This window comes from Allohoeflea poritis, from assembly GCF_027889715.1.
In the GTDB taxonomy this organism is placed as follows: domain Bacteria; phylum Pseudomonadota; class Alphaproteobacteria; order Rhizobiales; family Rhizobiaceae; genus Hoeflea_A; species Hoeflea_A poritis.
In genome coordinates this window covers 59,117-82,366 of record NZ_JAPJZH010000022.1, presented here as the reverse complement: position 1 = coordinate 82,366, position 23,250 = coordinate 59,117, and the positions used below count along the sequence as shown (strand labels likewise).

General features: G+C 61.6%; 23 protein-coding genes. 15 read left to right on the top strand and 8 right to left on the bottom strand.

The features are described 5' to 3' along the window. Positions 1-203, bottom strand: a 203-nt coding sequence (locus tag OOZ53_RS23895) for a hypothetical protein (protein ID WP_271092292.1), incomplete at its 3' end; no start/stop codon positions are given. Here OOZ53_RS23895 and OOZ53_RS23890 point away from each other — a divergent pair. The 8 genes from OOZ53_RS23890 to OOZ53_RS23855 all read left to right on the top strand — a co-directional run bounded on the left by OOZ53_RS23890 (position 202) and on the right by OOZ53_RS23855 (position 5,777). Next, positions 202-1,395: a CaiB/BaiF CoA transferase family protein gene (locus OOZ53_RS23890; RefSeq protein ID WP_271092291.1), complete on the top strand. Its 1,194-nt coding sequence runs from the start codon at positions 202-204 to the stop codon at positions 1,393-1,395. The two genes, OOZ53_RS23895 and OOZ53_RS23890, sit on opposite strands and share 2 nt — an antisense overlap. A 104-nt stretch (positions 1,396-1,499) precedes the next feature. After that, entirely contained in the window at positions 1,500-2,330 is an 831-nt protein-coding gene (locus OOZ53_RS23885; protein ID WP_271092290.1) for an AraC family transcriptional regulator, read from the top strand. A gap of 70 nt (positions 2,331-2,400) precedes the next feature. Then, positions 2,401-3,177, top strand: coding sequence for an alpha/beta hydrolase (locus tag OOZ53_RS23880; protein WP_271092288.1), 777 nt, complete (start codon positions 2,401-2,403; stop codon positions 3,175-3,177). 27 nt (positions 3,178-3,204) lie between these two features. Further along, positions 3,205-3,693 (top strand): GNAT family N-acetyltransferase, encoded by a 489-nt coding sequence (locus tag OOZ53_RS23875; protein WP_271092286.1) that lies wholly within the window; start codon positions 3,205-3,207, stop codon positions 3,691-3,693. An 8-nt stretch (positions 3,694-3,701) separates the two neighbouring features. Continuing rightward, positions 3,702-3,884 (top strand): hypothetical protein, encoded by a 183-nt coding sequence (locus tag OOZ53_RS23870; protein ID WP_271092285.1) that lies wholly within the window; start codon positions 3,702-3,704, stop codon positions 3,882-3,884. A gap of 134 nt (positions 3,885-4,018) precedes the next feature. Continuing rightward, entirely contained in the window at positions 4,019-4,165 is a 147-nt protein-coding gene (locus OOZ53_RS23865) for a DUF1127 domain-containing protein (RefSeq protein WP_271092284.1), read from the top strand. Positions 4,166-4,279: 114 nt separating this feature from the next. Then, positions 4,280-4,750 carry a DM13 domain-containing protein gene (locus tag OOZ53_RS23860; protein WP_271092282.1) on the top strand — a complete coding sequence of 157 codons (471 nt, stop codon included), beginning with the start codon at positions 4,280-4,282 and terminating at the stop codon, positions 4,748-4,750. A 25-nt stretch (positions 4,751-4,775) separates the two neighbouring features. Beyond that, positions 4,776-5,777: an ABC transporter substrate-binding protein gene (locus OOZ53_RS23855; protein ID WP_271092281.1), complete on the top strand. Its 1,002-nt coding sequence runs from the start codon at positions 4,776-4,778 to the stop codon at positions 5,775-5,777. 3 nt (positions 5,778-5,780) lie between these two features. Here OOZ53_RS23855 and OOZ53_RS23850 read toward each other — a convergent pair whose 3' ends face one another. The 3 genes from OOZ53_RS23850 to OOZ53_RS23840 form a co-directional block, all read right to left on the bottom strand. Next, the gene (locus OOZ53_RS23850) at positions 5,781-7,418 is read right to left on the bottom strand and encodes an FAD-dependent oxidoreductase (RefSeq protein WP_271092280.1); all 1,638 of its coding nucleotides are present in this window, start codon (positions 7,416-7,418) and stop codon (positions 5,781-5,783) included. Positions 7,419-7,728: 310 nt separating this feature from the next. Next, positions 7,729-8,295: a toll/interleukin-1 receptor domain-containing protein gene (locus tag OOZ53_RS23845; protein WP_333780610.1), complete on the bottom strand. Its 567-nt coding sequence runs from the start codon at positions 8,293-8,295 to the stop codon at positions 7,729-7,731. 188 nt (positions 8,296-8,483) lie between these two features. Then, a complete protein-coding gene (locus OOZ53_RS23840) occupies positions 8,484-8,807 on the bottom strand; it encodes a GrlR family regulatory protein (RefSeq protein WP_271092278.1) in 324 nt (107 codons plus the stop codon). A gap of 328 nt (positions 8,808-9,135) precedes the next feature. Here OOZ53_RS23840 and OOZ53_RS23835 point away from each other — a divergent pair, with 328 nt between their 5' ends. Together OOZ53_RS23835 and OOZ53_RS23830 are read left to right on the top strand one after the other, a co-directional pair. Continuing rightward, positions 9,136-9,501 (top strand): helix-turn-helix domain-containing protein, encoded by a 366-nt coding sequence (locus tag OOZ53_RS23835; protein ID WP_271092277.1) that lies wholly within the window; start codon positions 9,136-9,138, stop codon positions 9,499-9,501. Next, positions 9,491-10,066, top strand: coding sequence for an ImmA/IrrE family metallo-endopeptidase (locus tag OOZ53_RS23830; protein WP_271092276.1), 576 nt, complete (start codon positions 9,491-9,493; stop codon positions 10,064-10,066). The genes OOZ53_RS23835 and OOZ53_RS23830 overlap by 11 nt, the downstream gene beginning before the upstream one ends. A gap of 222 nt (positions 10,067-10,288) precedes the next feature. On the opposite strand, the gene OOZ53_RS23825 is transcribed toward OOZ53_RS23830, so the two are convergent. The 3 genes from OOZ53_RS23825 to OOZ53_RS23815 all read right to left on the bottom strand — a co-directional run bounded on the left by OOZ53_RS23825 (position 10,289) and on the right by OOZ53_RS23815 (position 12,509). Further along, the gene (locus tag OOZ53_RS23825) at positions 10,289-10,426 is read right to left on the bottom strand and encodes a hypothetical protein (protein ID WP_271092275.1); all 138 of its coding nucleotides are present in this window, start codon (positions 10,424-10,426) and stop codon (positions 10,289-10,291) included. Between the two features lie 220 nt (positions 10,427-10,646). Next, entirely contained in the window at positions 10,647-11,495 is an 849-nt protein-coding gene (locus OOZ53_RS23820) for a DUF930 domain-containing protein (RefSeq protein ID WP_271092274.1), read from the bottom strand. Positions 11,496-11,597: 102 nt separating this feature from the next. Beyond that, entirely contained in the window at positions 11,598-12,509 is a 912-nt protein-coding gene (locus tag OOZ53_RS23815) for a LysR family transcriptional regulator (protein WP_271092273.1), read from the bottom strand. A gap of 100 nt (positions 12,510-12,609) precedes the next feature. Between OOZ53_RS23815 and OOZ53_RS23810 the strand changes: the two genes are divergently transcribed. From OOZ53_RS23810 to OOZ53_RS23790, 5 genes are all read left to right on the top strand, one after another. Further along, positions 12,610-13,638 (top strand): type 2 periplasmic-binding domain-containing protein, encoded by a 1,029-nt coding sequence (locus OOZ53_RS23810; RefSeq protein ID WP_271092272.1) that lies wholly within the window; start codon positions 12,610-12,612, stop codon positions 13,636-13,638. Then, on the top strand, positions 13,635-14,165 hold the full coding sequence (locus OOZ53_RS23805; protein WP_271092271.1) for a TRAP transporter small permease: 531 nt from the start codon (positions 13,635-13,637) through the stop codon (positions 14,163-14,165). Before OOZ53_RS23810 ends, OOZ53_RS23805 begins: the two co-directional genes overlap by 4 nt. After that, the gene (locus OOZ53_RS23800; protein WP_271092270.1) at positions 14,162-15,457 is read left to right on the top strand and encodes a TRAP transporter large permease; all 1,296 of its coding nucleotides are present in this window, start codon (positions 14,162-14,164) and stop codon (positions 15,455-15,457) included. Before OOZ53_RS23805 ends, OOZ53_RS23800 begins: the two co-directional genes overlap by 4 nt. 5 nt (positions 15,458-15,462) lie before the next feature. Continuing rightward, entirely contained in the window at positions 15,463-17,058 is a 1,596-nt protein-coding gene (locus OOZ53_RS23795) for an alkaline phosphatase family protein (protein ID WP_271092269.1), read from the top strand. Positions 17,059-17,391: 333 nt separating this feature from the next. Further along, positions 17,392-18,948 (top strand): MFS transporter, encoded by a 1,557-nt coding sequence (locus tag OOZ53_RS23790; RefSeq protein ID WP_271092268.1) that lies wholly within the window; start codon positions 17,392-17,394, stop codon positions 18,946-18,948. A gap of 140 nt (positions 18,949-19,088) precedes the next feature. Here the strand turns inward: OOZ53_RS23790 and OOZ53_RS23785 are convergent, their stop codons facing one another. Continuing rightward, positions 19,089-22,943 carry a choice-of-anchor D domain-containing protein gene (locus OOZ53_RS23785; protein ID WP_271092267.1) on the bottom strand — a complete coding sequence of 1,285 codons (3,855 nt, stop codon included), beginning with the start codon at positions 22,941-22,943 and terminating at the stop codon, positions 19,089-19,091. Between the last annotated feature and the right edge of the window lie 307 nt (positions 22,944-23,250).

Below are 23,250 nucleotides of genomic sequence, written 5' to 3'. Positions count from 1 at the left end.
CCTGGCGTCGTTGGCTCGCGCTTGTGGTGGGTTGGCACCACGGCGCGCAACCCGCCTTGCCAGAAACCAAAATCGCCGCGGTCAAATGATTCAATCTGGCCACAACTCGCTCTAAGGTGGAAATGAAGCCGGAAAAAGAAGAATTGTGGTCTTCGCAGCAGGCGCCCTATATCGTTGGATGCCTGTTGGGGAGACAAAGCCATGTCCGGACCGCTTGACGGCTTCAAGATCATTGACCTGACCTCGATGATATCGGGGCCGCTCGCGACACGCACGCTGGCCGACCAGGGCGCCGACGTCATCAAGGTGGAAGCGCCGTCCGGCGATCATGCCCGCCATGTGGCGACGCGGCGCGGCGGCTTTTCCGCGTCCTTCCTCAACAACAACCGCAACAAGCGGTCCGTGGTTCTCAACCTGAAACACCCGGACGGGCTTTCGGCGCTCAAGCGCCTGGCGGCCGAGGCTGACGTGATCATCCAGAATTTCCGGCCGGGCGTCGCCGAAAGGATCGGCGTGGGCGAGGACGCGATCCGCGCCGTCAACCCGCAGATCGTCTATGTGTCGATCGCCGGTTTCGGCTTTGAAGGCCCCTATGCGGCCAAGCCGGTGTTCGATCCGCTGATCCAGGCGGTTTCCGGCCTGACGACGGTGCAGGCCGGCTCCGACGAGGCGCGCCCACGGCTGGTGCGCACCATCCTGCCGGACAAGGTGACGGGCATCCAGGCCAGCCAAGCGATCACCGCCGCACTGCTGTCGCGCGAACGCACCGGCAAGGGCCAGCATGTGCGGCTTTCCATGCTCGACACGGTCGTGTCGTTCCTGTGGAGTTCGGACATGGGCCGCCACACCTTTGTCGGCGAGGAAGGCGACAAGGAAAACGCGCAGTCCTTTATCGACCTGATCTACGAGACGACGGACGGCTATATCAGCGTCGCCGTCATGCAGGACAAGGAATGGCAGGGTTTCGCCCATGCCGCCGAGCGGCCCGACATCCTGGAGGACGAGCGGTTCCGGACGGCCGAGGGCCGCGAGCGGTTCAAGAACGAGCGGCTCGACCTGATCCAGTCGATCCTCAAGGGCCGCAACACCGAAGAATGGCTCGAGCGGCTCGAAGCCAGGGATGTGCCCTGCGCCCCCGTGCTGACGCGCGAAGAGCTGATCCGCCATCCGCAGGTGCGCGCCAATGATATTGTCGAGGAGCTCGAGCATCCGCAGGCCGGCCGGCTGCGCCAGACCCGCAATCCGGCGCGGTTTTCGCAGACGCCCGCGGAAAACCGGCTCGGCGCGCCCGTGCTCGGCGGCCAGACCCGCGAGGTTCTGGCCGAACACGGCTTCAGCGGCGATGAAATCAGCTCCCTGGAGGCCAGCGGCGCGGCGGTGCAGGCGAAGGGTTGAGACCGGGATCAATTCCGGTTCGCGGTGCAACTTCGCAATATCGATCAAGCGGGCGCGTGTGAATCCGGCGATGTTCTGCGCGTGAATGTCGAAGGGAGAAAAACGTGAGTGTCGCCGAACGCCTCGTCTGGCAGATCGAGAGACAGCTTTATGATCCGCTGTCGATCAGCCTCTTGTCCGAACGTTGCGCCGCGAGCCCGTTCCACATGGCCCGCGTGTTTCGAACCGTCACCGGCCTTTCGCCGATGACCTATGTTCGGGCACGGCGGCTTTCGGAGGCGGCCAAGCGGCTGGCGAGCGGAAAGGACGATATCCTGACGATCGCGCTCGATGCGCAATTCGGCTCCCATGAAGCGTTCACCCGGGCCTTCACCCGATATTTCGGGGTGCTGCCAAGCAGCGTGCGACAGGCCCGGACAATCGCGGACCTTGAACTGATGGAGCCTTTGAAAATGAAAAAAGATCTGATTGTGAACGTCGCCAAACCGGAGATCAGGGAACGCGACGGCTTCAGGGTCATCGGCATGAGCAAACAGGCCAGTGTCGAGACCACCAGCACCATCCCGCCCCTGTGGCAGGCCTTTGCGGCACGCTACACGGAACTGGGCGATGCCATAAACAACCCGTCCTACGGCGTGAGCTGGGACGGCGACGAAAACGGCAATTTCCGGTATCTGGCCGGTCATGAGGCGGGACCGGACATCGCCGTGCCCGACGGGATGCAGGAAATACTGATCCCCAAGGCCCGCTATGCCGTCTTCACCCATAGCGGCCATATCTCGGACATTGCGAAAACGATCTATACGATCTGGAACAAGGCGCTGCCCGATGAGGGGCTTGAGCCTGCTGAAACGCCGGATTTCGAACTTTACGACCAGCGCTTCGATGCTTCGACAGGGCGCGGGACCGTTGAAGTCTGGATTCCGCTCAAATGACCGGTGACCGGCGCTGAAAAATCCTCCATTGTGATTGCCGAACACTGCAATCGTCAGCGGAGACAGCGCCATGGCAAGAAATGTCGTTCTGATCCACGGGGCCTTTGCGGGCCCCTGGTGCATGGACAATTACCGCCGGTTCCTTGAAGCGCGCGGCTGGACATGCCACGCACCGGCGCTGCGCTTCCATGGGGGCGATCCGAAGGCGGAACCCGATCCCGCCTTCGCCGACACCAGCATACTCGACTACACGAAGGACATCGCGGCCTTCGTCAGGACGCTGGACAGCCCGCCGGTCATCGTCGCCCATGCCGTCAGCGCCATTGTCGCCCAGCAGGTGGCGGCGCAGGGGCTGGCGAGCGGGCTGGTTCTGATCAATCCGAACGCGACCTGGGGCATGCTGCCCGAGACGGATGACGAGCGGGCCGTGGCCCGTTCCTTCATGGAACAGGGCCCGTTCTGGAAAGCGCCGTTGCGGGTCGATTTCGGCCTCATCGCGCCCTTTGCCTGGAACAGGCTGGACGAGAAGACCCAACACGAGACATTCGACAAGCTCGGCCCGGAATCCGGCCGGGTGATGTTCGAGATGTTCTTCTGGATGTTCGACGACAACCGCGCCGTGGCGGTGGATTTCGACAAGGTGACCTGCCCCGTGCTTGTTCTTTGCGGCGCAGAGGACCGGGCCGTGCGTCCGGCCGTCGGCAGGCAGATCGCGGAGAAATACGGCGCAAACGGCACCTATCATCTTGCAGAGAACCACGCGCATTTCCTGTTCATGGAACCCGGATGGGAGGATGTGGCCGAAGTCGCGGCCAATTGGATGGAATCTTCCATTGACGTTGTGTGACCGGGGTTACCGGAAAGAAACCCGCTCATGATCACGCTGCTTCCCGTCAAACCTGCCCATCGTGAAACGATTGCGGAATGGCTGCACAGCGATCATGTGTCGACATGGTGGGGCGATCCGGTCGGGCGGCTGGAGCAGTTCGACGATACGGGGCCGGACAATCACGCGCTGATCGCGAGCGACGGAAGGCCGATCGGATATCTGCGCTGGGAGACCGTCGATCCTTCAACACTGGCCTCGGTCGGGCTCGACGCCATTCCGCCCCGGTCGGTGGATATCGATATCTTCATCGGCGCGATGGACGCGGCCGGAAAGGGCGCGGGACCGGCGGCGCTGGAGCTGCTCTTTGCCCGTCTTGCCGAAACCACGGACGCGCCCCTTGCGGGTCTTTGCAGATCGGTGAAGAATGTCCGCGCCCACAGCGCCTTCCGAAAGGCGGGCTGCGCGCACCTGACCGATTTTGACGCTCCGGTCTACGGGCCATGCCACGTGTTTGTGCGGTATCTGCGAAAGTGAAGAACGAAATGGACAACGACCCGAAACACAGGATCCGCGGCTATACCTATTTCGGCAAGATGCCGGGCGCCCGGCAGGGGCTGGTCGTTGCGATCCTGTTCATCATTCTCATGCTGATCGGCATCTTCCTGCAGCAAACGGGCCTGTGGCCGGAAGGCTGGTCCTCCACCTTCGACGGAACCGGCGAATAGTGTGACCGTGACCCGGCGCCGATCGCCGAAAAAAGGCCTGCCCCAGCCGCATGGCTGCCATGATCAAAAAGGGCCTTTTCCGCCACAATTGATCCCCATCTCCTTCTCGAACACATCGAGAAAGGAGAAAGACAATGTCTGTCCTCGATAGATACAATGCATGGCGCAAGCACCGCCGTTCGGCCAGTGAACTCCGGTCCCTCTCCGACCGCGACCTGGCGGATATCGGCGCGAAACGCGACGAGATCGACGACTATGTCAGCCGCAAACTCGGCTCATAAGGATCGTCGCACATGAACGAAACAGGGTGCTGAACGGATTCGGCGCCCTTTTTCGTGTCAATTCACACGGCGCTGCGCTAGTTTCCACCTCAAAGTCCTGAAACGGGGGGATCCATGCGCCGCCTGATCTTTCTGCTCTTCTCGCACGGGGCCGCGCTGGCGGTCGGCTTCGCGCTGGGGATTTATTTCCTGCCCATCCTGACCGCGCCGCCGGCGCCGGATGCCGCGGTGCTTGAGGAAACGGCCCGGTCCGCGCAATATTCCGCCGAATTCAGCCGCGATCTGCGCGGCAGCGACTTCCTGCACTGGGGCGAAGGCACGGTCAGCCTGACGCCGGACAGGATCGTCCATGAGGGGCGCCTTGCGCCCGGCCCCGACTACAAGGTCTATCTCGTCAGCCAATTCGTCGAGCACGAGGACGATTTCCTGCCGCTGAAGGACGCCTCGCCGCGCATCGGCGACGTCAAGACCTTCGAAGGCTTCCTCGTGGACGTGCCGGACGGCATCGACATCAATCAATACAACACGGTGCTCGTGTGGTGCGAGACCTTCGGCGAGTTCATCACGGCGGCGAAATACCGGTGACAAGGCAGACAGACAGGGAGCGAACATGATTGCACGGCGGATCGTTCAGGCCTTATGCGGCACGCTGGCCGCGACACTGCTGGCGGGCGCGAGCCTCGCCTCCGAGTTGCCCGACACACCGGAGCCGGGGCCGGTGCGCATGGGGCTGGAGCCTTGGCTCGGCTACGGCCAGTGGCATATCGCGGACAAGCAGGACCTGTTCAAGGCGGCCGGGCTCGACGATGTCGTGCTGGTGAACTTTTCCACCGATGCCGCGATCGACACGGCGCTCGCCGCCGGCGAACTGGACGCGGCGAATGTCGCCACCCACAAGGCCATGGCATTCGTCGCCGCCGGGCTCGATGTGCGCATCGTCGCGCTGCTCGACGTTTCGACCATGGGCGACGCCATCATCGCCGCGCCGCCGATCGCCCTCGTCACCGATCTCGACGGCAAGCGCATCGCCTATGAGCCGGGCTCGACCGGCGACATCCTCCTGCAATATGCACTTACCCGGAACGGCCTTTCCATCGACGACGTCACGCCGGTGCCGCTGGAGGCGGCCGAGGCCGGCAAGGCGCTGGTGGAGGGCAAGGTGCCGGTTGCCATCACCTACGAGCCCTATCTGTCGCTGGCGCGCAACGGGGACGACACGATCGAGACCGTGTTCACCGCCGGGGCCGAGCCCGGCCTGATCTCCGACGTGCTGGTCGTTCGCGAGGATTTCGCGGCGGCCCGGCCCGGCGCGGTCGTCGCGCTGCTCAAATCCTGGCAGGCATCGCTCGATTTTTACGAGGCGGACCTTGCGCGCGGGCGGGCGATCATCGCCGAGGCTGTCGGCGCGGATCCGAAGGCGCTCAAGACCGCCTTTGACGGCGTCGTCTTCTATTCGCTCGGCCAGAACCGCAAGGTTCTCACCGGCTCGTTCCTTACCGACATCATCCCCAACGTCGAGGACGCGGCCGTCGGCGCCGGGCTGCTCGACGGGCCGGTGGACATGAGGCGGGCCGTGGACGGCAGTTTCGTGAAAAAGGCGCTGGAGCCGTGATGCTCAGCCCTGCCCGTTCGCGCTGCTCTCCTGCAGATAGGCAAAGACCCGGCTGATCACCACGGAGCCCTCGCCGACAGCCGAGGCGACGCGCTTGACGGAGCCGGCGCGCACATCGCCGACGGCGAAGACGCCGGGATGGGAGGTTCCGTGGGCGGAAGCGGCGCCCACCTCCGCGCCGGTCCTGACGAAACCCTTGTCGTCCAGTTCGACGCAGCCCGACAGCCAGCCGGTATTGGGCGCGGCGCCCACCATGACGAAGACGGCGGGCGTGTCGAGCCGCCAGTCCCTTCCCGCGCCGGCGTCGTGGATCGTCACGCAGTCCAGATTGCCGTCGCCGTGGCAGGCCGAAAGCTGCGAGCGCGTGTGCAGCGTGATCGCCGGGTCGCTTTCGAGCCGGTTGCGCAGATAGTCCGACATGGAGGCGGCGAGCGACGTGCCGCGGATCAGCACATGGACATGGCGCGCCGCGCGGCTGAGGAACATGGCCGCCTGGCCGGCGGAATTGCCGCCGCCGATGACGACGACCTCGGCCCCCTTGCAATAGCGCGCCTCGAGATCGGTGGCGGCATAATAGATGCCGGCGCTTTCGAAATCCTCGAAGCCCTCGATGGCAAGCTTGCGGTATTGCACGCCGGTCGCGACGACAATGGCGCGGGCGCGCACCGCCTCGCCGTCTTCCAGCGAGACACGGAAAACGCCGCCGGCTTCCTCCGAGACGGCCGCGGCGCGGCGCGGAACGGCAAAGCGCGTGCCGAATTTCATCGCCTGCACCTCGCCGCGCCAGCACAGATCCGCGCCGGAGATGCCGGTGGGAAAGCCCATATAGTTCTCGATGCGGCTGGAGGAGCCGGCCTGGCCGCCAATCGCGAGATCCTCGATCACCAGCGCCTTGAGCCCCTCGGCCCCGGCATAGACGCCGGCGGCGATGCCGGCCGGGCCGCCGCCGACGATCAGCACGTCATAGACGCGATCGGCCGACAGCGTGCGGTCCATCCCGAAATAGGCGGCGACCTGGCGCGGCGTCGGGTTCTGCAGGGCGGCCGACGGCCCGAGGATGACTGCGGGGCGTGACGGGTCGAGCCCGCAGCCCTGCGCGAGATCGGCCGCTTCCTTGGAGCCCAGCGCCACCTGGCGGGCGGGTATGCGGTTGCGGTTAGCGAAATCGGCGATACGGCGGATGTCGCGGTCGGCCTCGCCGCCGAGCAGCGTGATGCCGAGCAGATTGTTCTCGATCATGTGGCGGCGGCGCGCGGCAAAGACCGTGACGATGATGTCGCCGAGTTCCGGCACCCGCGCCATCAGGTCGAGCATAGCCTGGCGCGGCACGCGCAACAGGCGCAGATCGGTCTCGGCGACGATATCGACCTGCGCCCGCCCGCCGGAGAGGAAGTCGATCTCGCCGATGAATTCGCCCGGCCCCATCGCGCCCTCGGGAAACGGACGGTTGGTGATCGGGTTAATCACCTCGACCGCGCCCTCCTCGATATAGTGGAAATGGTCCTGGCGTCCGCCGACCGCGAAGACCTTCCCGCCGGCGGAAAGCGCGACGCTCTCGCCGATCGCCCGCATCGCCTGCACATGTTCGGGCTCCAGCCGCTGGCGCACCAGCGTGGCAAGATCGTCAGCAAGGCTTTCCATCGCGGCACCTCCCGGCTGTGTTGAGCCCACGAAGATAAGGCAGTGTTCCGGCACCGCAACCGGTTTTGTCAGTGGGGCGGGCATGCGACATGACGCGCCTGTGGCGGGTGGGGATAAGGAGAAGGTGGTTAAGGAGATGGATGCGGGCGAGCTCCGGCCAATTTTTTAAGCGAGTTAGTCGAGCGGCATTTTTTGTAGCTCACGGCCCAGAGCGGTCGTTCAATGCAGTGTATGATTCTAGATGCATCTTCACTAAACCGGAAATTCGCACAGGGATTAAGAAAACAACCTGTCCTGGAAAGCAGTACCGTTAAGTGGCGACCAGTTCGGCTATCTTGGCCGCGACTTCAGCCATTGGCTCTTCGGCAGTGCTAAGCCCTGCTCGGGAAGCCAGTAGGAGACTGACATGCTCAAGCTCCTCATAAGTCGTCCCATGAACAACCGGAACGAGGCGCTCGCGTCGGAGGAGTGCGGAAAGCTTTTTGTCCGCGACCCCTTCTGCTGGCAAACGTCGCAGCATAGCTGGTGTCACCAATACAATCCCGACGCGTGAATTTACCAATCCTTTGTCGATGGCACGCATCATCGGAACCCCAAGTCCGAGATCTTTCTCACTGAACCAAACGCGGACACCTCGAGCTTCAAGCAAATCATGGAGTTCTTTTGCAGACCCTTGCCTGTCATCCCACGCATGGCAGAGGAATACATCTCGGAGATCAGGCTGCGAAACCGCTAAGCTTTCTACGTTTTCTCTAATCGGCGTGAGCGCGAGTACCTGTTCAGGCGTATACCACGCTGCCGAGCTGGATCCCGACCAACGCGGTTTTGTTGTGCGGCGGCCCGAACCACCGGTTGTCCGGCCACTACTATTGCTCATAGGGGAATAAGGTGTAGACGCACTTGACCCGTAGCTGCTGCCATATCCACCATAACTCCGGGAGCGACCGTAGCGGCCACCGCATGCAGGACAGTTGGCTGCTGCGGCTGCTGATCTATGGCCCATCACTGGTGCCGTGCATCTAGCCATATCTTTTTGTTTCTTTCACCATTCTGATTTTGCTTGTTTCAAGCAGCTTTCAACAAACTTAGTTGAATTGATAGGTTTACCCCTGGTGCCTGTGCGGTAGTTCCGTCACCAACAATGGTGTTCCCATCAATTTTTCCCTTGATGTTCAGGCTGGCATTATCAACACCTAGCACGGTCGGAAGGCTGTCAGAGTGCCGATTTATCTGAATTGTTGACGAGAACTGTTCCTCATCAACGCTGTAGTTGCCGGTATATGCTATCGCGGAATCTCCGCCGTTTGCTGTGCCGTTTTGCAAGTGGATCACGCCATACCCCATCCCCAAGGGTGCCTGAAACTGTACTTTGTAAAGTCCTTCAATCATTTCCGAAATTCCTTATTGAACATCGAGATATTTGTGGGGCGGTGTAGTAGCCCGCTCCCGTCGTTATTCTTCTCGTCGTACCCTCATTTCTTGCGGTTAGGGCGTTGGGTGAGAGCCGATGCCGCTGCTGTTTTTGCTGCTTTGCTCGACTTTGGATTTCTCAATACCTTGCTCGCGGCCGACGCGGCTCTTTTGCTGGTTACTTCTCTGTTGGCTCTACGTGCCATCCGTAAATCTCCTTGTTGCTAGGGTGGACATCCGTTGCTATCTTGCAATTCGAAGGAATAACCGATTCTTCAAAAATTGCAACAGTGAAACTAGAGGTCACATGTCGAATTTTTTTGATGCAGAGGGCTTCTATGCTGCCCTTGATGCAATCAGGCGGGGTAAAGAGTTTTCGTGGAAGAAGGTTGCAGAGAAATCTAATGTCTCGGCCTCAACGCTTACACGTATGGGTCAGGGTAAGAGACCTGACGTTGATAGCCTTGCCGCGTTGGCTTCATGGTCCGGAATCGATGTTAGCCAGTTCTACAGGGACAAAGCTGAACCACGAGCACAAAAGGACACCATAGCAGAAATTACGACGCTCTTGCGTGCTGACAGGCAAATTGAAGGTGAGGACGCTCATACAATGGAGCTGATGATCAAGACGCTCTATGAAGACATGAGGAAACGCAGAGCAAGTGGGCCATAAGTTCAAGCATGGATTCAAAGCGGAGGCTGAACGTTACGCGGAGGAGTTTCGAGAGGAACTCGGCCTGACGCCTGACGCGCCTATGTGCCCCCGAAAACTGGCTTCGCATTTGGAAATCCCTATTTTCGGCATCAAGGACAATCCTGTACTGCCAGCGGAGATAACAAGATACTGGGCGAACCATCCGAAGGATCCGTTTTCCGGTCTTATTATTTCCGACAATTGCTACAAAGAAATTCACCACAATGATTTCCATCATCCTCGGAGACAAAACTCCGACTTAGCCCATGAACTTGCACACATAATCTTGGGTCATGACTTGAATACTCCTATTAAAGACAATGGTGAACGTGCCTATGATCGGAACACCGAGGAAGAAGCTAAGTGGCTTGGTGCAACACTGCTACTGCCAAAAAAAGCCACGCTGATGATGGTGCTAAACTCATACAATCGCGAAAAGATTGAAAACGAATTTGAAGTCAGTTGGGCGTTGTATCAGTATCGTCTACAAGTCACGGATACAGTCCGAGCTGCAAAGAACATCAGGAAAAAGTACGCGGCCTGATATTCAAATGTCCGCTCTTGCGGCGATATTATTAGCAAGGCCTTTGTGGCTAAGGTCAGCTTTCCCCTCAATCCGGACTACGAAACCCAACCCGTCAAAGTCCCTATTCACCCCCGGCACAACCATTCCCCACCCAAGCAAAAGCCCGCCGCGCCAATGGCGGGCGGGCCTGCTGTTCTTGGCCGGGAGTTGTCTGCACGCGCGCGGCCGGGCCGCGATCCCCTAATGAACCAGGGAGCGGAAGAAATCCGTGATCATTCGGCTGGTGCGGTGCAGCGCGCCGTGCAGCTTCGCATGGGCGTTCAGGTCCTGCCGCGGTTTGTTCATCGCCGAATGGGCGACAATCATGTGTCGGAGCATTTCGGTCTCCTTATCTGTGCTGATTTCTGGCTCAGCTGTTGTTGTTATAGTGCACGTTGTGCGCCTTATGAGACCAATATATGCACACTGTGCGCTTTTTCAACCTGCTGGCGCAATAAAATTTTCGTGTCGGCGGACATGATGACTGCCAATCCCCCGCAAACCGGGCGGGCATAGCGGTTTCCGGCCAAGCCCCGGAATAATCAGAAAGATTCCGGCCTCACGATGCAGGAAGGCCGCGGGCGGCCCATTCTTCGGGGGCGATGGGCGATCCGACCTCGAACTCGAAGGCGACGACACGGGTCGCGGCATCGTCGATTTCGCAGCGGAATCTCAGATTGTGCCAGCCGGTGGCGGTGCGGAAAGCCCCCTTGCGCACCCGGATGACGGTTCCCTCATCCAGCCGGTAGGCCGGAATGAGGTTCGGCCGGTGGGGCGGAACGGTTCCGAGAAGCTGGCGGCGCAATTCCGTGGCGCAAAGCTCGCCGGCGCGGATGCCGCGCGGAATGTCGGCCATCGCCGTTGTGGCAACCGCGCTGTCGCCATCGGGCGACGGGCGCGCCGTCTCGGCGGTTTCAGAGGGCTCCTCGGGCTCCTCCACGGCTTCCGTGTCCTGTGCCGGCTCGTCTTGCGCCGCCTCCAACACCTCGTCCGGCTGCTCCTTCGGCTCGGGTTCCTCCGGCGGCTCTTCGGCCGGCGACGCGACATCGGCCTCCTGGTCCTCCGGCGCATCGCCGTCGGAGGCCTCGTCGGTACCCGCATCCTCCTCGCCGAATTCGTAGACGGGGCGAAGGATCCTCAAAAGCTCCTCGATCGGCTCGCCGGCCGATGCGGTCTCCTGCGTCTCGGATAACTCCGGCGCTTCGGGTTCGGCGGGCAGCTGTTCCTCGTTCTGCGCCTCAGGCTCGGCCAGCACCAGCTGCACCTGGATCACCTGCGGGGCCTCGGCTTCCATGTGCAGATCCGGCAGGCCGAAAACCAGCAACGCCAAAAGGCCCGCATGCAGGCCGGCCGACACGGCGGCGCCGGGCGAGATTTTCTGCTTCAATTGCTTGAGGGTCTGCAGCATGGCCCACCGAATATAATGCGGCGGTCCATGAACGCCACATCAGCAAATCGTGTTTGCGCGCCAAAAGCGTGCATTTGCCTTCGGAAAGCCGGCGCCATGGGATCAGGCGGCGAAAAGGTCCGAGACATAGGATCTCAAATGCGCCTTGAACTCGCCGGTCAGCTTGCCCTCCTCGCGCTCGGCGAAACTCATGATCGCGATGGTCTGGTGCGATGTCGGCAAGGTGACCGGCAGAATTGCCAGGCCGTCCTCGTCATCGGCATGAACGGCATAGCGCGGCAGGATGGTTAGAAAATCACCGCGGCGGACAAGCTCCAGCACGGCGCTGGCGGATTCGCTCTGAAAGGCGAAACGCAGGTTCTGCACCCCCATCAGCCGCAGCGCCGTCTCCATGTCGTGGCGAAGCATGCTGCGGTCCGAATGGCCGACCCAGGTGGCGGCGGAAAGCGCCCGCTCGGTGATCTTTTTCGTCAGCAGCGGATGACCGGCGCGCCCGACAATCACATTCGTGTCCTCGAAAAGCGGCTCGAAGCGAAGGTTGGAATAGCTCGGATCGGCGGATTTCGCAGGGCCGACGATCACGTCGATCTCGTTCTGGAAGAGCCGCAGATGAAGCCCGGGGAAATAGTCGGGCACGAGATCGACACGGATCGCGGGGCGCTTCGCCAGGAAATCCGATATCGCCTCCGAGACCAGACGCTCGCATAAAAAAGGCGGCGCGCCGATTTTGAGAACGCCGAGAAAGCCTTTCATGCTGTGGTCGACGAGTTCGGCGGAGCGTTCGCGCGCGACGCGGATGGTGCGGCCCTGGTCAGCCAGTTCCCGCCCCAGCGGCGTCGGCCTCAAGGGGCGGTGATTGCGCTCGAACAGCGCCGCTCCGACACGGCCTTCGAGCGTGTGGATCATGCGGCTGAGCGCCGGCTGGGACGTTCCGATCTTGTCGGCCGCCGCGCGCAAGGTGCCCGTGTCGATGATGACGGCAAGCTGTTCGAGGTGCCTTGGGTCTATGAACATATCAATTTCGCATATTATAATACCAACATAATATTGGACTGATATGTTGTGACGGTCAATTATCCTCAAAAACGCCAGAAGTCTTTTTGGGAGGATACAAATGAGATTCAGGACGCTCACCCTGGCCGCACTGACCACCGCTGCGCTGACGGCCTCCGGCTCGCTCGCGACCGCGAAAACACGGATCATCGTCAACTGCTTCTGGCCGCCGCAGCACTTTGTCTGCCAGAAGGTGTTGCCGGGATGGCTGGAAGCGGTCGAGGAAGTGACCGAGGGGCGCGTGGTCGGCAACATCCCGCCGAAATCGGTCGCGCCGCCGCCCGAGCAGCTGGCGTCGGTCGAAAAGGGCATTGTCGATGCCTCGGTGCAGTTCAACGGCCTGATAGGCAACCGGGTGAACGGCGCGCTGACCGCCATGCAGCCTTTTTCCGGAACCATGGACGGCGCGGCCATGACCCAGGCCGCCTGGGAAACGCGCCAGAAATATTATCCGGACGAGTTCGACACGGTCGAGCTGCTGTCGCAATGGGTCATTACGCCCGGCCAGCTGTTCTCCAACACGGACGAGCCGGTCGCGACGGTCGATGAATTCAAATCGCGCAAGATGTGGGCCCTGCCCGGGCCGCTCGCCAATATGGCCAAAGGCATCGGCGCCGCCGTCGTCGCCACACCCGCCGTCAAGTCGAACGAAGTGATCGCCAACGGTGTCGTCGACAGCCATCTGGGCCTCGGGGGCGATGCGATCCAGTCCTTCCAGGTCATTCCCTATACGAAATCGATGACCCGATTCTCGACGCCCGTCTACACCACCACCTTCTCGTTCGTCATCAACAAGGACAAGTGGGCCGAGATTTCACCCGAGGACCAGGAAGCGATCCGGGCGATATCGCAGGACAAGATCGGAATGGTCGCCACCGGCCTCTGGGACTCTGTCTCCGCAGATGTCTATTCGCGCTTTGACGAACTGGGCATCACCGTCGTCGACGCCGATCCGGCGCTTGAGGCAACGCTCGTCGAAGCCGCCGGGCCGATCACGCAAGCCTGGAAGGACAAGGCCAAGGCCGCCGGCATCGATGCCGACGCCGCGCTGGACTACTACCGGACGCGCGTCAAAGAGCTGTCCAAATGAACGAGGCGCCCCAGGAACAGGGCGCCGTCCGCACCATCCTGAAGAAAGCGCTCACGACGCTTGAGACGATCTCCTGCGTCGTGATCTTCATCATGATGGTGCTGACCTTCATCGACGTGATCGGCCGCTACGCGTTTCACAAGCCAATCTTCGGCGGCACCGAGATCATCTCGGCCCTGCTTGCGCTGACCATCTTCTCGGGGCTGGGCGTCATCAACGCACGCGACGATCACATCACGGTCGAGCTCTTCGAGGACCAGTTTCGCACCATGCTGTCGCCGGTGATCTACGAGATCGTCATTCAGCTGTTCTCGGTCGTCGCCATGACGCTGATCGCCCTTGTCCTCCTTGAGCACGCCTGGGAGGCCTATGAAATCGACAAGCTGACCGAAGTGCTTGAAATGCCTGTCTATTATGTCTCCGGCATGATTGCCGTCTTCGCCATCATCAGCGTTTTGTCGCAGGTGACGGGCGTGGTGCTCAAGATCCTCGACCTGGCGGCCGGCAGGACGCGGACCCAGCCATGACGACGGCATTGATCGGTTTCGCGATCCTTCTGGGGTTGTGCTTCTTCGGCTTCCGCGTCGGCTTTGCCACGCTGATCGTGGGCTTTGTCGGCTTCGCGCTCGAACGCGGCTGGTTCGCCTCGCTCGGCATGGTCGCGCAGCAGGTCACAGAAGATGCGCAAAACTACAATCTGTCGGTCATTCCGCTGTTCATCCTGATGGGCGTCTTTATCTACCGCTCCGACATCAGCGTCGACCTTTACGACGCCTCCTACGCGGCGCTCGGCCGGATGAAGGGCGGGCTGGCGCTGGCCACGGTTCTCGCCTGCGGCGGCTTTTCCGCCGTGTGCGGATCGACGCTTGCCACGGCGGCCACCATGTCCAAGGTCGCGATGCCGCAAATGAAGGCCTACAACTATTCGGACAAACTCGCCGCCGGCACCATCGCGGCGGGCGGAACGCTGGGCATCATGATCCCGCCCTCGGTTCCCCTGGTGATCTACGGCATTATCGCCGAACAGGATATCGGGCTCCTGTTCATTGCCGGCATCCTGCCGGGCATGCTGCTTGTGCTGCTGTTCCTGCTGGCGGTCTCGGTGATGGTGCGTCTCGACCCGAATTCGGCGCCCGCCGCCGCCGAACTGGACGCCGAGCGCAAGCGAAAGGCGATCCGCGGCACGGCGCCGGTCCTTCTTTTGTTCATCGTCGTTCTGGGCGGCATCTACGGGGGCATCTTCACCCCGACGGAAGCCGCCGGCATCGGCGCCAGCGGCGCGGCGGTCATCGCGATCCTGCGGGGCCACCTTCGCACGCTCGGCGAATGGCGCGCCAGCCTTGTCGATGCGGCGATGACGACTGCGAAGATCTTCATCGTGCTTTTCGGCGCCGTCGTCTTCACGCAGTTCATCAACCTTTCCGGCATGCCCTATGACCTGCTGGATATCGTTGACGACTGGGAACTCAACGGCCGCGAACTGGTCATCTTCGTCTGCGTCATCGCCCTGCTGATGGGAATGGTGTTCGAAAGCATCGGCATCATCGTGCTTCTCGTGCCCGTCTTCCTGCCGGCGCTCTATGCCACCGATGTCAACATGATCTGGTTCGGCATCATCGTGGTTCTGGTCACGGAGATCGGCCTGATCACCCCGCCCATCGGGATGAATGTCTTTGTCGTCAAGTCCGTGCTGCCGCAGGTCAGGCTCGTCGATATCTTCCGGGGCGTCGGCTTCTACATCGTCGCGCTGGGGATCGGCCTGATCGCCGTCTTCACGATCCCCGAGATCGCAACCTTCCTTCCATCGATAGCCCGGTAAGTCCCATGCCCGATATCAAGAATATTCTCTTCATCATGACCGACCAGCTTCGCTGGGACTATCTGTCCTGTTACGGACATCCGCATCTGTCGACACCCAATATCGACCGGCTGGCAGAACGCGGCCTGCGGTTCGACAGGGCCTATGTGCAGTCGCCGGTCTGCGGGCCGTCGCGCGCATCGTTCTATACCGGGCGCACCGTCTTCAGTCATGGCTCGACATGGAACCAGGTTCCGCTTCCGATCGGCGAACTGACGCTCGGCGACTATCTGCGCCCGCAGGGCGTGACGACCGCCGTTGTCGGCAAGACCCATATGGTCCCCGACAAGGAAGCGATGGCGCGTTTCGGGCTCAACGAGAGCACGGATATCGGCTGTCTCGTCAGTCAGCCCGGGTTCGATCCTTATGAGCGCGACGACGGGCTGCACCCGAATGCCGGCCTCGCCAGACGCGGCGGCAAGCTGCGCTACAATGACTGGCTGCGCGAACTTGGCTATGAAGGCGAAAACCCCTGGAACGATTACGCCAATGCGGGCGAAGGTCCTGACGGAGAGATCCTGTCCGGCTGGTATCTGCAGAATTCGAATCTTCCCGCCAGGGTCAAGGAAGAGCATTCCGAAACGGCTTATATGACCATGCGCGCGCGCCAATTCATCGAAGGAATGGGCGATGCGCCGTGGCTTTGCCATCTCAGCTACATCAAGCCGCACTGGCCCTATGTGGCGCCCGCGCCCTACCACGACATGTATGGACCCGAGACGCTTCTGCCCGTTATCCGGGACGCATCCGAGCGGGTGGACCCCAATCCCGTCTACAGGGCGTTCATGGACATGCAGGTGAGCGAGACATTCTCGCGGCAAGGCGTGCGCGAAACCGTGTTGCCCGCCTATATGGGCCTTATCAAACAGATCGACGACCATCTGGGGCGGCTCTTCGACTGGCTCGAGCAAAGCGGCAGGATGGACGACACGATGATCGTCTTCACCTCCGATCACGGCGATTATCTCGGCGATCACTGGCTCGGCGAGAAGGAGCTTTTCCACGAGGTTTCGGTGCGCGTCCCACTGATCGTCTACGACCCGCGAAGCGAGGCCGATGCCACCCGCGGAACCGTTTCCGACGCCTTCGTCGAGGCCATCGATCTCGTGCCCACCTTCATGGAGGCGACCGGCGCGCCGCCGGCACCGCACCGCCTGGAAGGCCGGTCGCTGATGCCGCTGCTACACGGGCTGGCGCCCGGCGACTGGCGCGACGCGGTGTTCTCGGAAATCGACTACGCCTTTTACGCGGCCCGCGAGATCCTCGATGTCGGCCCGTCGGAGGCGCGGGGCTATATGGTCCGCACGGACAAGTGGAAATATGTCCACTTCAAGGGCTTTCCTCCGCAGCTTTTCGATCTTGAAGCCGACCCCGACGAGTTCAACGATCTCGGCCGCGATCCCGGCTACGAGACAATACGGCAGCAACTGCACCGCCGGCTGACGGACCGGCTGATCGACCGCAAGAACAGGGTCGGCATGACGGATGAGAGCGTCCTTGCCACCCGCGCCGGCGAAAGCGCCAGCGGCATCATCATCGGCGTCTGGGAACCGGGCGCGTAGATCCGCAGGCCACGCCGCTGGCCTTGGCCAGACCTCGCGTTTGTTTCACGATGAAGAATTTGCGGGCACGGCAATGTCGGCAAAGCAGCGCTGATCGAGCGTCAGTACCGCCGAGCGACAACCGGGCCGGCGGGCGCTCCGCCGGGCAGCGGCGGAGGTCATTCCGGGTTGGCATATTGCGAAATACTTGCAAACATTACTCAAAGTTATCGATTCGGCATTCGATACATCGCGATGACAAAGACCTTACAAGGACAATTCTGAGGCAAAGGGGATGCTTACACTGTACGCTCATACACCGGCGAAACCACATGATGACGGAGTGCAACGCCGGTGAACCGTCCGTCCGACGCCACGGAACGAGACGCCGTGCCCGTCCTGGTTTGGAGCGCCGCGCTGCTGTGCGGTCTGGCGGTCGCCTATAACAGCGGTGCCGTCATGGCGGCATCGCCTTATATGAAGATCGATCTTGATCTCGACAGCAACACGCTGCAATGGGTGATGGTATCCTATATGCTGGTCGCCACCGTCCTCGTTGGCGTTATGGGCGGGTTCGCCGACATCTTCGGGCGGCTCCGTCTGCTCATGGCGGGGGCGGTGATGTTTATTGCCGGCTCGCTTATCTGCATCCTCGCCGACAGCGGCGCGGTGCTGATAGCCGGCCGTTCCGTGCAGGCGGTCGGCGGCGCCGGCATCTTCGGAACCGGCGTCGCGGTCCTGACCGTTGCAACACCGCAATCTCAGAGAGCCCTTGCCCTCGGATTGTGGTCGGCAGCGGTTGCGCTCGGTCTCGGGGTCGGCCCGCTGATCGGCGGGGCCCTGACGGACGTTATCGACTGGAGGGCGATCTTCGGTTTCGACATCCTGCTCCTGCTCGCCGGACTAAGCGCCTGCTTTCGGGTTGCCCGGGCCCGGCTTGTTCCCGAGGAAGCCTCCCCACGAACCAATATCGATTATGCGGGCGCGGCACTGATGATGGGTTCGCTTGGCGCCCTGACATTTGCGCTCAGCCGGGGTCCGGAAAACGGTTGGGGATCGGCCGAAACCATCACGCTGCTGGTTGCCGCCGCGGTTGCCGGCGCCGCTTTCCTGTGGCGTGAGAACCAGGCCAAGAAGCCCATGTTCTCCCTGCGCTTCTTCGCCCGGCCAAGCTATGTCGCAGCCGCAACCGGCACTTTCATTTCCGGTTTCGGCATGATGGGCCTGATCTACTATTTCAACCTGTTCGTTCAGGCGCCCGGCGGCCTGAACTACTCCGCGATGGCCACGGGTGCCGCGCTGCTCCCGTGCACAATGCTGTTTTTTGCCGGTTCGATCGGTCTGCCGCGCCTGCTCTCGGATGCGGACCTGCGTTGGCCGGCCACCCTCGGCATGGTTCTTATGGCTGCCGGCTTCTGGCTGCTGCGTGACCTTTCGCCGGGTGTTTCCTATGACAATGTCTGGTGGAAACTGATCCTGATCGGGGCGGGTTTCGGTCTTACTTTCGGCTTGCTGCCCAGGGTTGGAATGCGCGATCTTCCCGACAGCGATGCCGGGCAGGGTTCGGGCGTGATCAATGTCTGCCTTTATGTCGGATTCACGTTCGGTATCGCCGCGTGCGGCGTCGCGGTCACTGCCATACGCCATACGGCGATCAGGGCCACGGTCTCCGGGCTGTCATCCGGACCGGCCGAGCGGACATCACTGATCCATGACCTCGTTCACGGGTCGAATTCGGCGGTCGCGAAGGCGCTTACCGCCTTCAGCGATGACGACGCCGCCACGATCAAAAAAGCGTTCGACAGCGCACTGGAGAGCGGTTTCGACGGCGCGATGATGATGCTTGCGCTGATGTCGGCGGCGGGTGCCGTCCTGTGCATGTGGCTTCTGCGCAAGCCGGCAAGCGTCTGACACCGCATCGGGATAACTTTTGACGGGCATCCGCTCTCGATCAGCCCCCGATACAACTCCCGCATCCGCTGCATCACGGGCCTCTCACCATTGCCGATCGCCAATCGCCGGGACCGGGGTCTGGGCGCCGAAGGTGCCGGTCAATTCAGCGGAACGCTTACCGCCAAGGCGCCGCCATAGGCATCGAAACCACCGCCGATACCGTCATAATTCATCTGCAGGGAAACCGTTGCGCCCGTCTTGTGGCGCCAGTCAAATCCGGCTTTGACCTGCCCGCGCAAGCCCTCGGCGCTCGCCGCCAGCGTGCCTGTTGAAAATGTACCGCCTTCGCCGAATGCATAAATTCCGTCAAATGAGACAAACGGGCTGAGGGTGCCGCTGTCGTAATGATGCTGGTAGGAAATCCTCGGCCCGAGGCGGACATCGCCCTGGCTCAGCGTACGGCCGGGGATGGGAACGCCCAGACTGTCCGTGTACGCCTTTTGCCGTTCCTCGATATACTGGAATGCCAGGGTCGGCGAGATCATCCAGCGATTGAATGCCAGATCGCCGGTCAGCGATCCCGCCGCCAGCCAGCGATCGGTATCGAAGCGGTCGGTATAGGTGCCGAAAGGACTGATCTTGTTACGCGATTGCCCCCACATCACGCGGCCGTCGAAATAGACATCGTCGATCATCCTGGCAGTGAGATAGGGACCGGCCATCCAGCCGACCCCGCTGGTCTGCCCCGGCGTTGCGGGGGCGTCGGTCTCCAGCCAGTCGATTTCCGCGACGACGCCGATCAGAAGGCCCGGCTTGGCGAGATAATCGACGCCGACATAGACAATGCCGAAGTCGCCATTGCCGCTGGCGCCGTCGGCAAAGCCCGATATATGACCTTCGGTCCACAGGTCCCAGGCCGCGCCGCCGCCATTCGACCGATCGTTGCCCGCAATCGCAAAAGCGGGATCGATGAAACGCGCGAAGCTGGTCGCGAAATAGGCCGTGTTCGTATTGATAGTAGCGTCAACCGGCAAAGGATTGGTCACCGGGACACCGAAGGCGGAAACCGACCCGGTTGACGACCCGCCGGAACCGCCCCTGACCCGGTTCAAACGCCGCTCGCGTTCGGGCTGGTGCGTGTTCAGCATCGTCAGGCGCGCCCCGATAAAGTCTTCGATGATCCGTGCAGTCGTTTCACCGCTCTCCAGAGCGGAAAATGTGCACGTGACCGTCTCACCCGCATCAAGATCGATCATTGCAACGCGTGTCGGCAGGTCGCCGTTTGAATCGGTGTCGTCGCAGGCGATCGAGGTGAAACTGTAACCGGTGGCGGTCAGGTCGGCCGCAGCCAGGCTGTAGGTTCCGACCGCAATCGAGGCGATCGTGCGCTGCGCCAAGCCATTGACGGTGGTCAGCGTGAAGTTCAAAGCGGCGGTGGCCGAACTGAAGGCGACGCTTGTGTCCGGACCGGTAATCTGCTGGACAATGACGATCGATCCGGCGCCGGTTCCGGTGCCTTGAATCGCAAAATTGTACGGATCCTCGTCAGAGTCGTCGTTTGCGATCGTCACGGTGGCCGTGCGCGTGCCGAGCGCAGAAGGATCGAACGCTATGGAGAAGGTCGTGCTGCCGCCCGGCGCAATCGAGGCCGCCGGATCGACGGTGACCGTGAAGTCCGAAGCATGCGTGCCGCCGATCACGACGAGCGGCATGCCCCCTGTCAGGTTGAGCGTATCGGTGCCGGTGTTCTCGATGGTGAAGGTGCGGGTCGCGGCGCCAGCCGTGATATCGGATGAACCGAAATCGGTGTCATCGGCCGCATCCGGCGCCGCGTCGCCGTCGACAATCACCACCCCGTTGCCGGTGACATTGATTTCCGATGCACCGGTGTTGGTAAAGGTACAGGTCACCGTCTCGCCCGCATCCAGGTCGACCGTGGCCGTGCCGACGGATGTTGTCGTTCCACCATCGGGATCGACGCAGCGGAGCGCGGTCGAATAACCCGGCGTCGCCGTTTCCGAGATCGTGTAGGACCCGGCGAGGACATTGCTGAAGATCTGTGTGTTGGACAACGCGCCGTCGGCATCGTCGTCGAGATCGAATGTCGCCGGCGTCAGCCCGCCGGTCGTCGTGAACGAGAAATCCCGCGGGCCGTCGGGCACCGCATCCTTGATCACGACGATCGTTCCGGTGAGCGTGATATCCAGACTTGTAAAGGTGCAAGTGATGTCGCGCGATGCGGTGAGCTCGAACGACACCGTCGTGCCGGAAATCGTCGCATCTCCGCCATCGCCGACACAGGAAACAGTCGTTACGTATCCGGTAACGGCAGCCTGGGATATGGAATAGGACCCGGGGTCGACGTCTATATATTGCCGTGTGTTCAGCAAGGTCGGATCGGCATCGTCGTCCAGGCCAAAGCCGGATGGCGTCAATCCGCCGGTGGCGGTGAAAAGGAAATCCTCAGCGTCATCGGGGAATGTGTCCTGAATGATCGTCACCCGGCTGACGGGTACATTCACCACCGTATCCTCAGTCGTGCTGTTGTTGGCGAAAACACTGTCGGGAACATTCGAGATTACTTGAACGGCGTTCGTTATGATGCCGCTGGTGCCCGCATCGACACTAACCGCCACCGTATATTGGGCCGAACCGCCCGGTGCGATGTCGCCAAGGCTGCAGATCGACACGCCCAATGGGTCCTGATTGCAGCCGGACGTGGACATGAAGGCAACACCCGTTGGCAGACTCATCACCGAGGAGACGCTGGTCGCCGTCTGAGGCCCGGTGTTGGAAACAGTCACCGTATAGGTCAGCGTGTCGCCCGCGACGATCGGATCGGTATCATCGACAAGCGTCACCGACAGATCGGCGTTCGGCCGGTTGACGAATGTGTCCTCGGTGGTGGTGTTGTTTCCGAAGTTGGAGTCGGGGACACCCGAACCCACCTGAACCGAGTTCGTGATCGTGCCGCTCATGCCGGTATCGGTGGTCGAGACCGTGACCGTGTATTGAGCCGAAGCACCGGGCGCGATGTCGCCGAGGCTGCAGATCGACACGCCGCCGGGGTCCTGGTTACAGCCCGACGTCGACACGAAGGCAACCTCCGACGGCAAGGTCATCGTCGAAAAGGCGCCGGTCGCCGTCTGGGGCCCGGCGTTGGAAACAGTCACCGTGTAGGTCAGCGTGTCGCCCGCGACGATCGGATCGGCATCATCGACAAGCGTCACCGACAGATCGGCGTTCGGCCGGTTGACGAATGTGTCCTCGGTGGTGGTGTTGTTTCCGAAGTTGGAGTCGGGGACACCCGAACCCACCTGAACCGAGTTCGTGATCGTGCCGCTCATGCCGGTATCGGTGGTCGAGACCGTGACCGTGTATTGAGCCGAAGCACCGGGCGCGATGTCGCCGAGGCTGCAGATCGACACGCCGCCGGGGTCCTGGTTACAGCCCGACGTCGACACGAAGGCAACCTCCGACGGCAAGGTCATCGTCGAAAAGGCGCCGGTCGCCGTCTGGGGCCCGGCGTTTGAAACGGTCACCGTATAGGTCAGCGTGTCGCCCGCGACAATCGGATCGGCATCGTCGACAAGCGTCACCGACAGATCGGCGTTCGGCCGGTTAACCAATGTGTCCTCGGTCGCGGTGTTGTTGCCGGAATTGGAGTCGGGAACACCCGAATCCACCTCAACCGAATTGGTGATGGTGCCGCTCATGCCGGTATCGGTGGTCGAGACCGTGACCGTATATTGGGCCGACGCACCCGACGCGATGTCACCGAGGTCACAGGCCGCCACGCCGCCGGGGTCATTGTTGCAGCCGGCCGTCGATACGAAGGTGACCTCCGGCGGCAGGGTCATCGTTGAAATGACGTCGGTTGCCGTCTGGGGCCCGGCGTTGGAGACGGTCGCGGTGTAGGTCAGCGCGTCGCCCGCGACAATCGGATCGACATCATCGACAAGCGTCACCGACAGATCGGCGTTTGTTGTCTGCGCTGCAGTTGGCGCCGCCAAGGACGCCCCAGCCATAACGGTAACAATCGCCAGCCGCGCACAAATCAAACCGATATAGAATTTCGGCCGCGACATTGTAATCCGTTTCCTGACGTCAGCCGACTTTCGCAAGCCGTTCGGCAAGCCTTGACATCGGACTCTCCCGCCTTGCTCGACGGCCGATTTCGCAGGACGGGCGGCCGGTCGATTCCCCTCCCGCAATGAACATCACGCGAATGTGGAGAACAATCCGTCAAATTATGTATGCGCAGGGCCGCCGAAAACTTTAAGTTGTCAGGTAGAGGCAAAGTCGCGCCCAGATGATTTT

What these genes read in the sequence shown, in the direction of transcription:
- OOZ53_RS23810 (WP_271092272.1), top strand. Translation starts at nt 12,610, where the DNA reads ATGAGATTCAGGACGCTCACCCTGGCCGCACTGACCACCGCTGCGCTG.
- OOZ53_RS23845 (WP_333780610.1), bottom strand. Translation starts at nt 8,295, where the DNA reads ATGAGCAATAGTAGTGGCCGGACAACCGGTGGTTCGGGCCGCCGCACA.
- OOZ53_RS23835 (WP_271092277.1), top strand. Translation starts at nt 9,136, where the DNA reads ATGTCGAATTTTTTTGATGCAGAGGGCTTCTATGCTGCCCTTGATGCA.
- OOZ53_RS23815 (WP_271092273.1), bottom strand. Translation starts at nt 12,509, where the DNA reads ATGTTCATAGACCCAAGGCACCTCGAACAGCTTGCCGTCATCATCGAC.
- OOZ53_RS23890 (WP_271092291.1), top strand. Translation starts at nt 202, where the DNA reads ATGTCCGGACCGCTTGACGGCTTCAAGATCATTGACCTGACCTCGATG.
- OOZ53_RS23795 (WP_271092269.1), top strand. Translation starts at nt 15,463, where the DNA reads ATGCCCGATATCAAGAATATTCTCTTCATCATGACCGACCAGCTTCGC.
- OOZ53_RS23865 (WP_271092284.1), top strand. Translation starts at nt 4,019, where the DNA reads ATGTCTGTCCTCGATAGATACAATGCATGGCGCAAGCACCGCCGTTCG.
- OOZ53_RS23820 (WP_271092274.1), bottom strand. Translation starts at nt 11,495, where the DNA reads ATGCTGCAGACCCTCAAGCAATTGAAGCAGAAAATCTCGCCCGGCGCC.
- OOZ53_RS23805 (WP_271092271.1), top strand. Translation starts at nt 13,635, where the DNA reads ATGAACGAGGCGCCCCAGGAACAGGGCGCCGTCCGCACCATCCTGAAG.
- OOZ53_RS23840 (WP_271092278.1), bottom strand. Translation starts at nt 8,807, where the DNA reads ATGATTGAAGGACTTTACAAAGTACAGTTTCAGGCACCCTTGGGGATG.
- OOZ53_RS23880 (WP_271092288.1), top strand. Translation starts at nt 2,401, where the DNA reads ATGGCAAGAAATGTCGTTCTGATCCACGGGGCCTTTGCGGGCCCCTGG.
- OOZ53_RS23860 (WP_271092282.1), top strand. Translation starts at nt 4,280, where the DNA reads ATGCGCCGCCTGATCTTTCTGCTCTTCTCGCACGGGGCCGCGCTGGCG.
- OOZ53_RS23850 (WP_271092280.1), bottom strand. Translation starts at nt 7,418, where the DNA reads ATGGAAAGCCTTGCTGACGATCTTGCCACGCTGGTGCGCCAGCGGCTG.
- OOZ53_RS23875 (WP_271092286.1), top strand. Translation starts at nt 3,205, where the DNA reads ATGATCACGCTGCTTCCCGTCAAACCTGCCCATCGTGAAACGATTGCG.
- OOZ53_RS23855 (WP_271092281.1), top strand. Translation starts at nt 4,776, where the DNA reads ATGATTGCACGGCGGATCGTTCAGGCCTTATGCGGCACGCTGGCCGCG.
- OOZ53_RS23870 (WP_271092285.1), top strand. Translation starts at nt 3,702, where the DNA reads ATGGACAACGACCCGAAACACAGGATCCGCGGCTATACCTATTTCGGC.
- OOZ53_RS23825 (WP_271092275.1), bottom strand. Translation starts at nt 10,426, where the DNA reads ATGCTCCGACACATGATTGTCGCCCATTCGGCGATGAACAAACCGCGG.
- OOZ53_RS23800 (WP_271092270.1), top strand. Translation starts at nt 14,162, where the DNA reads ATGACGACGGCATTGATCGGTTTCGCGATCCTTCTGGGGTTGTGCTTC.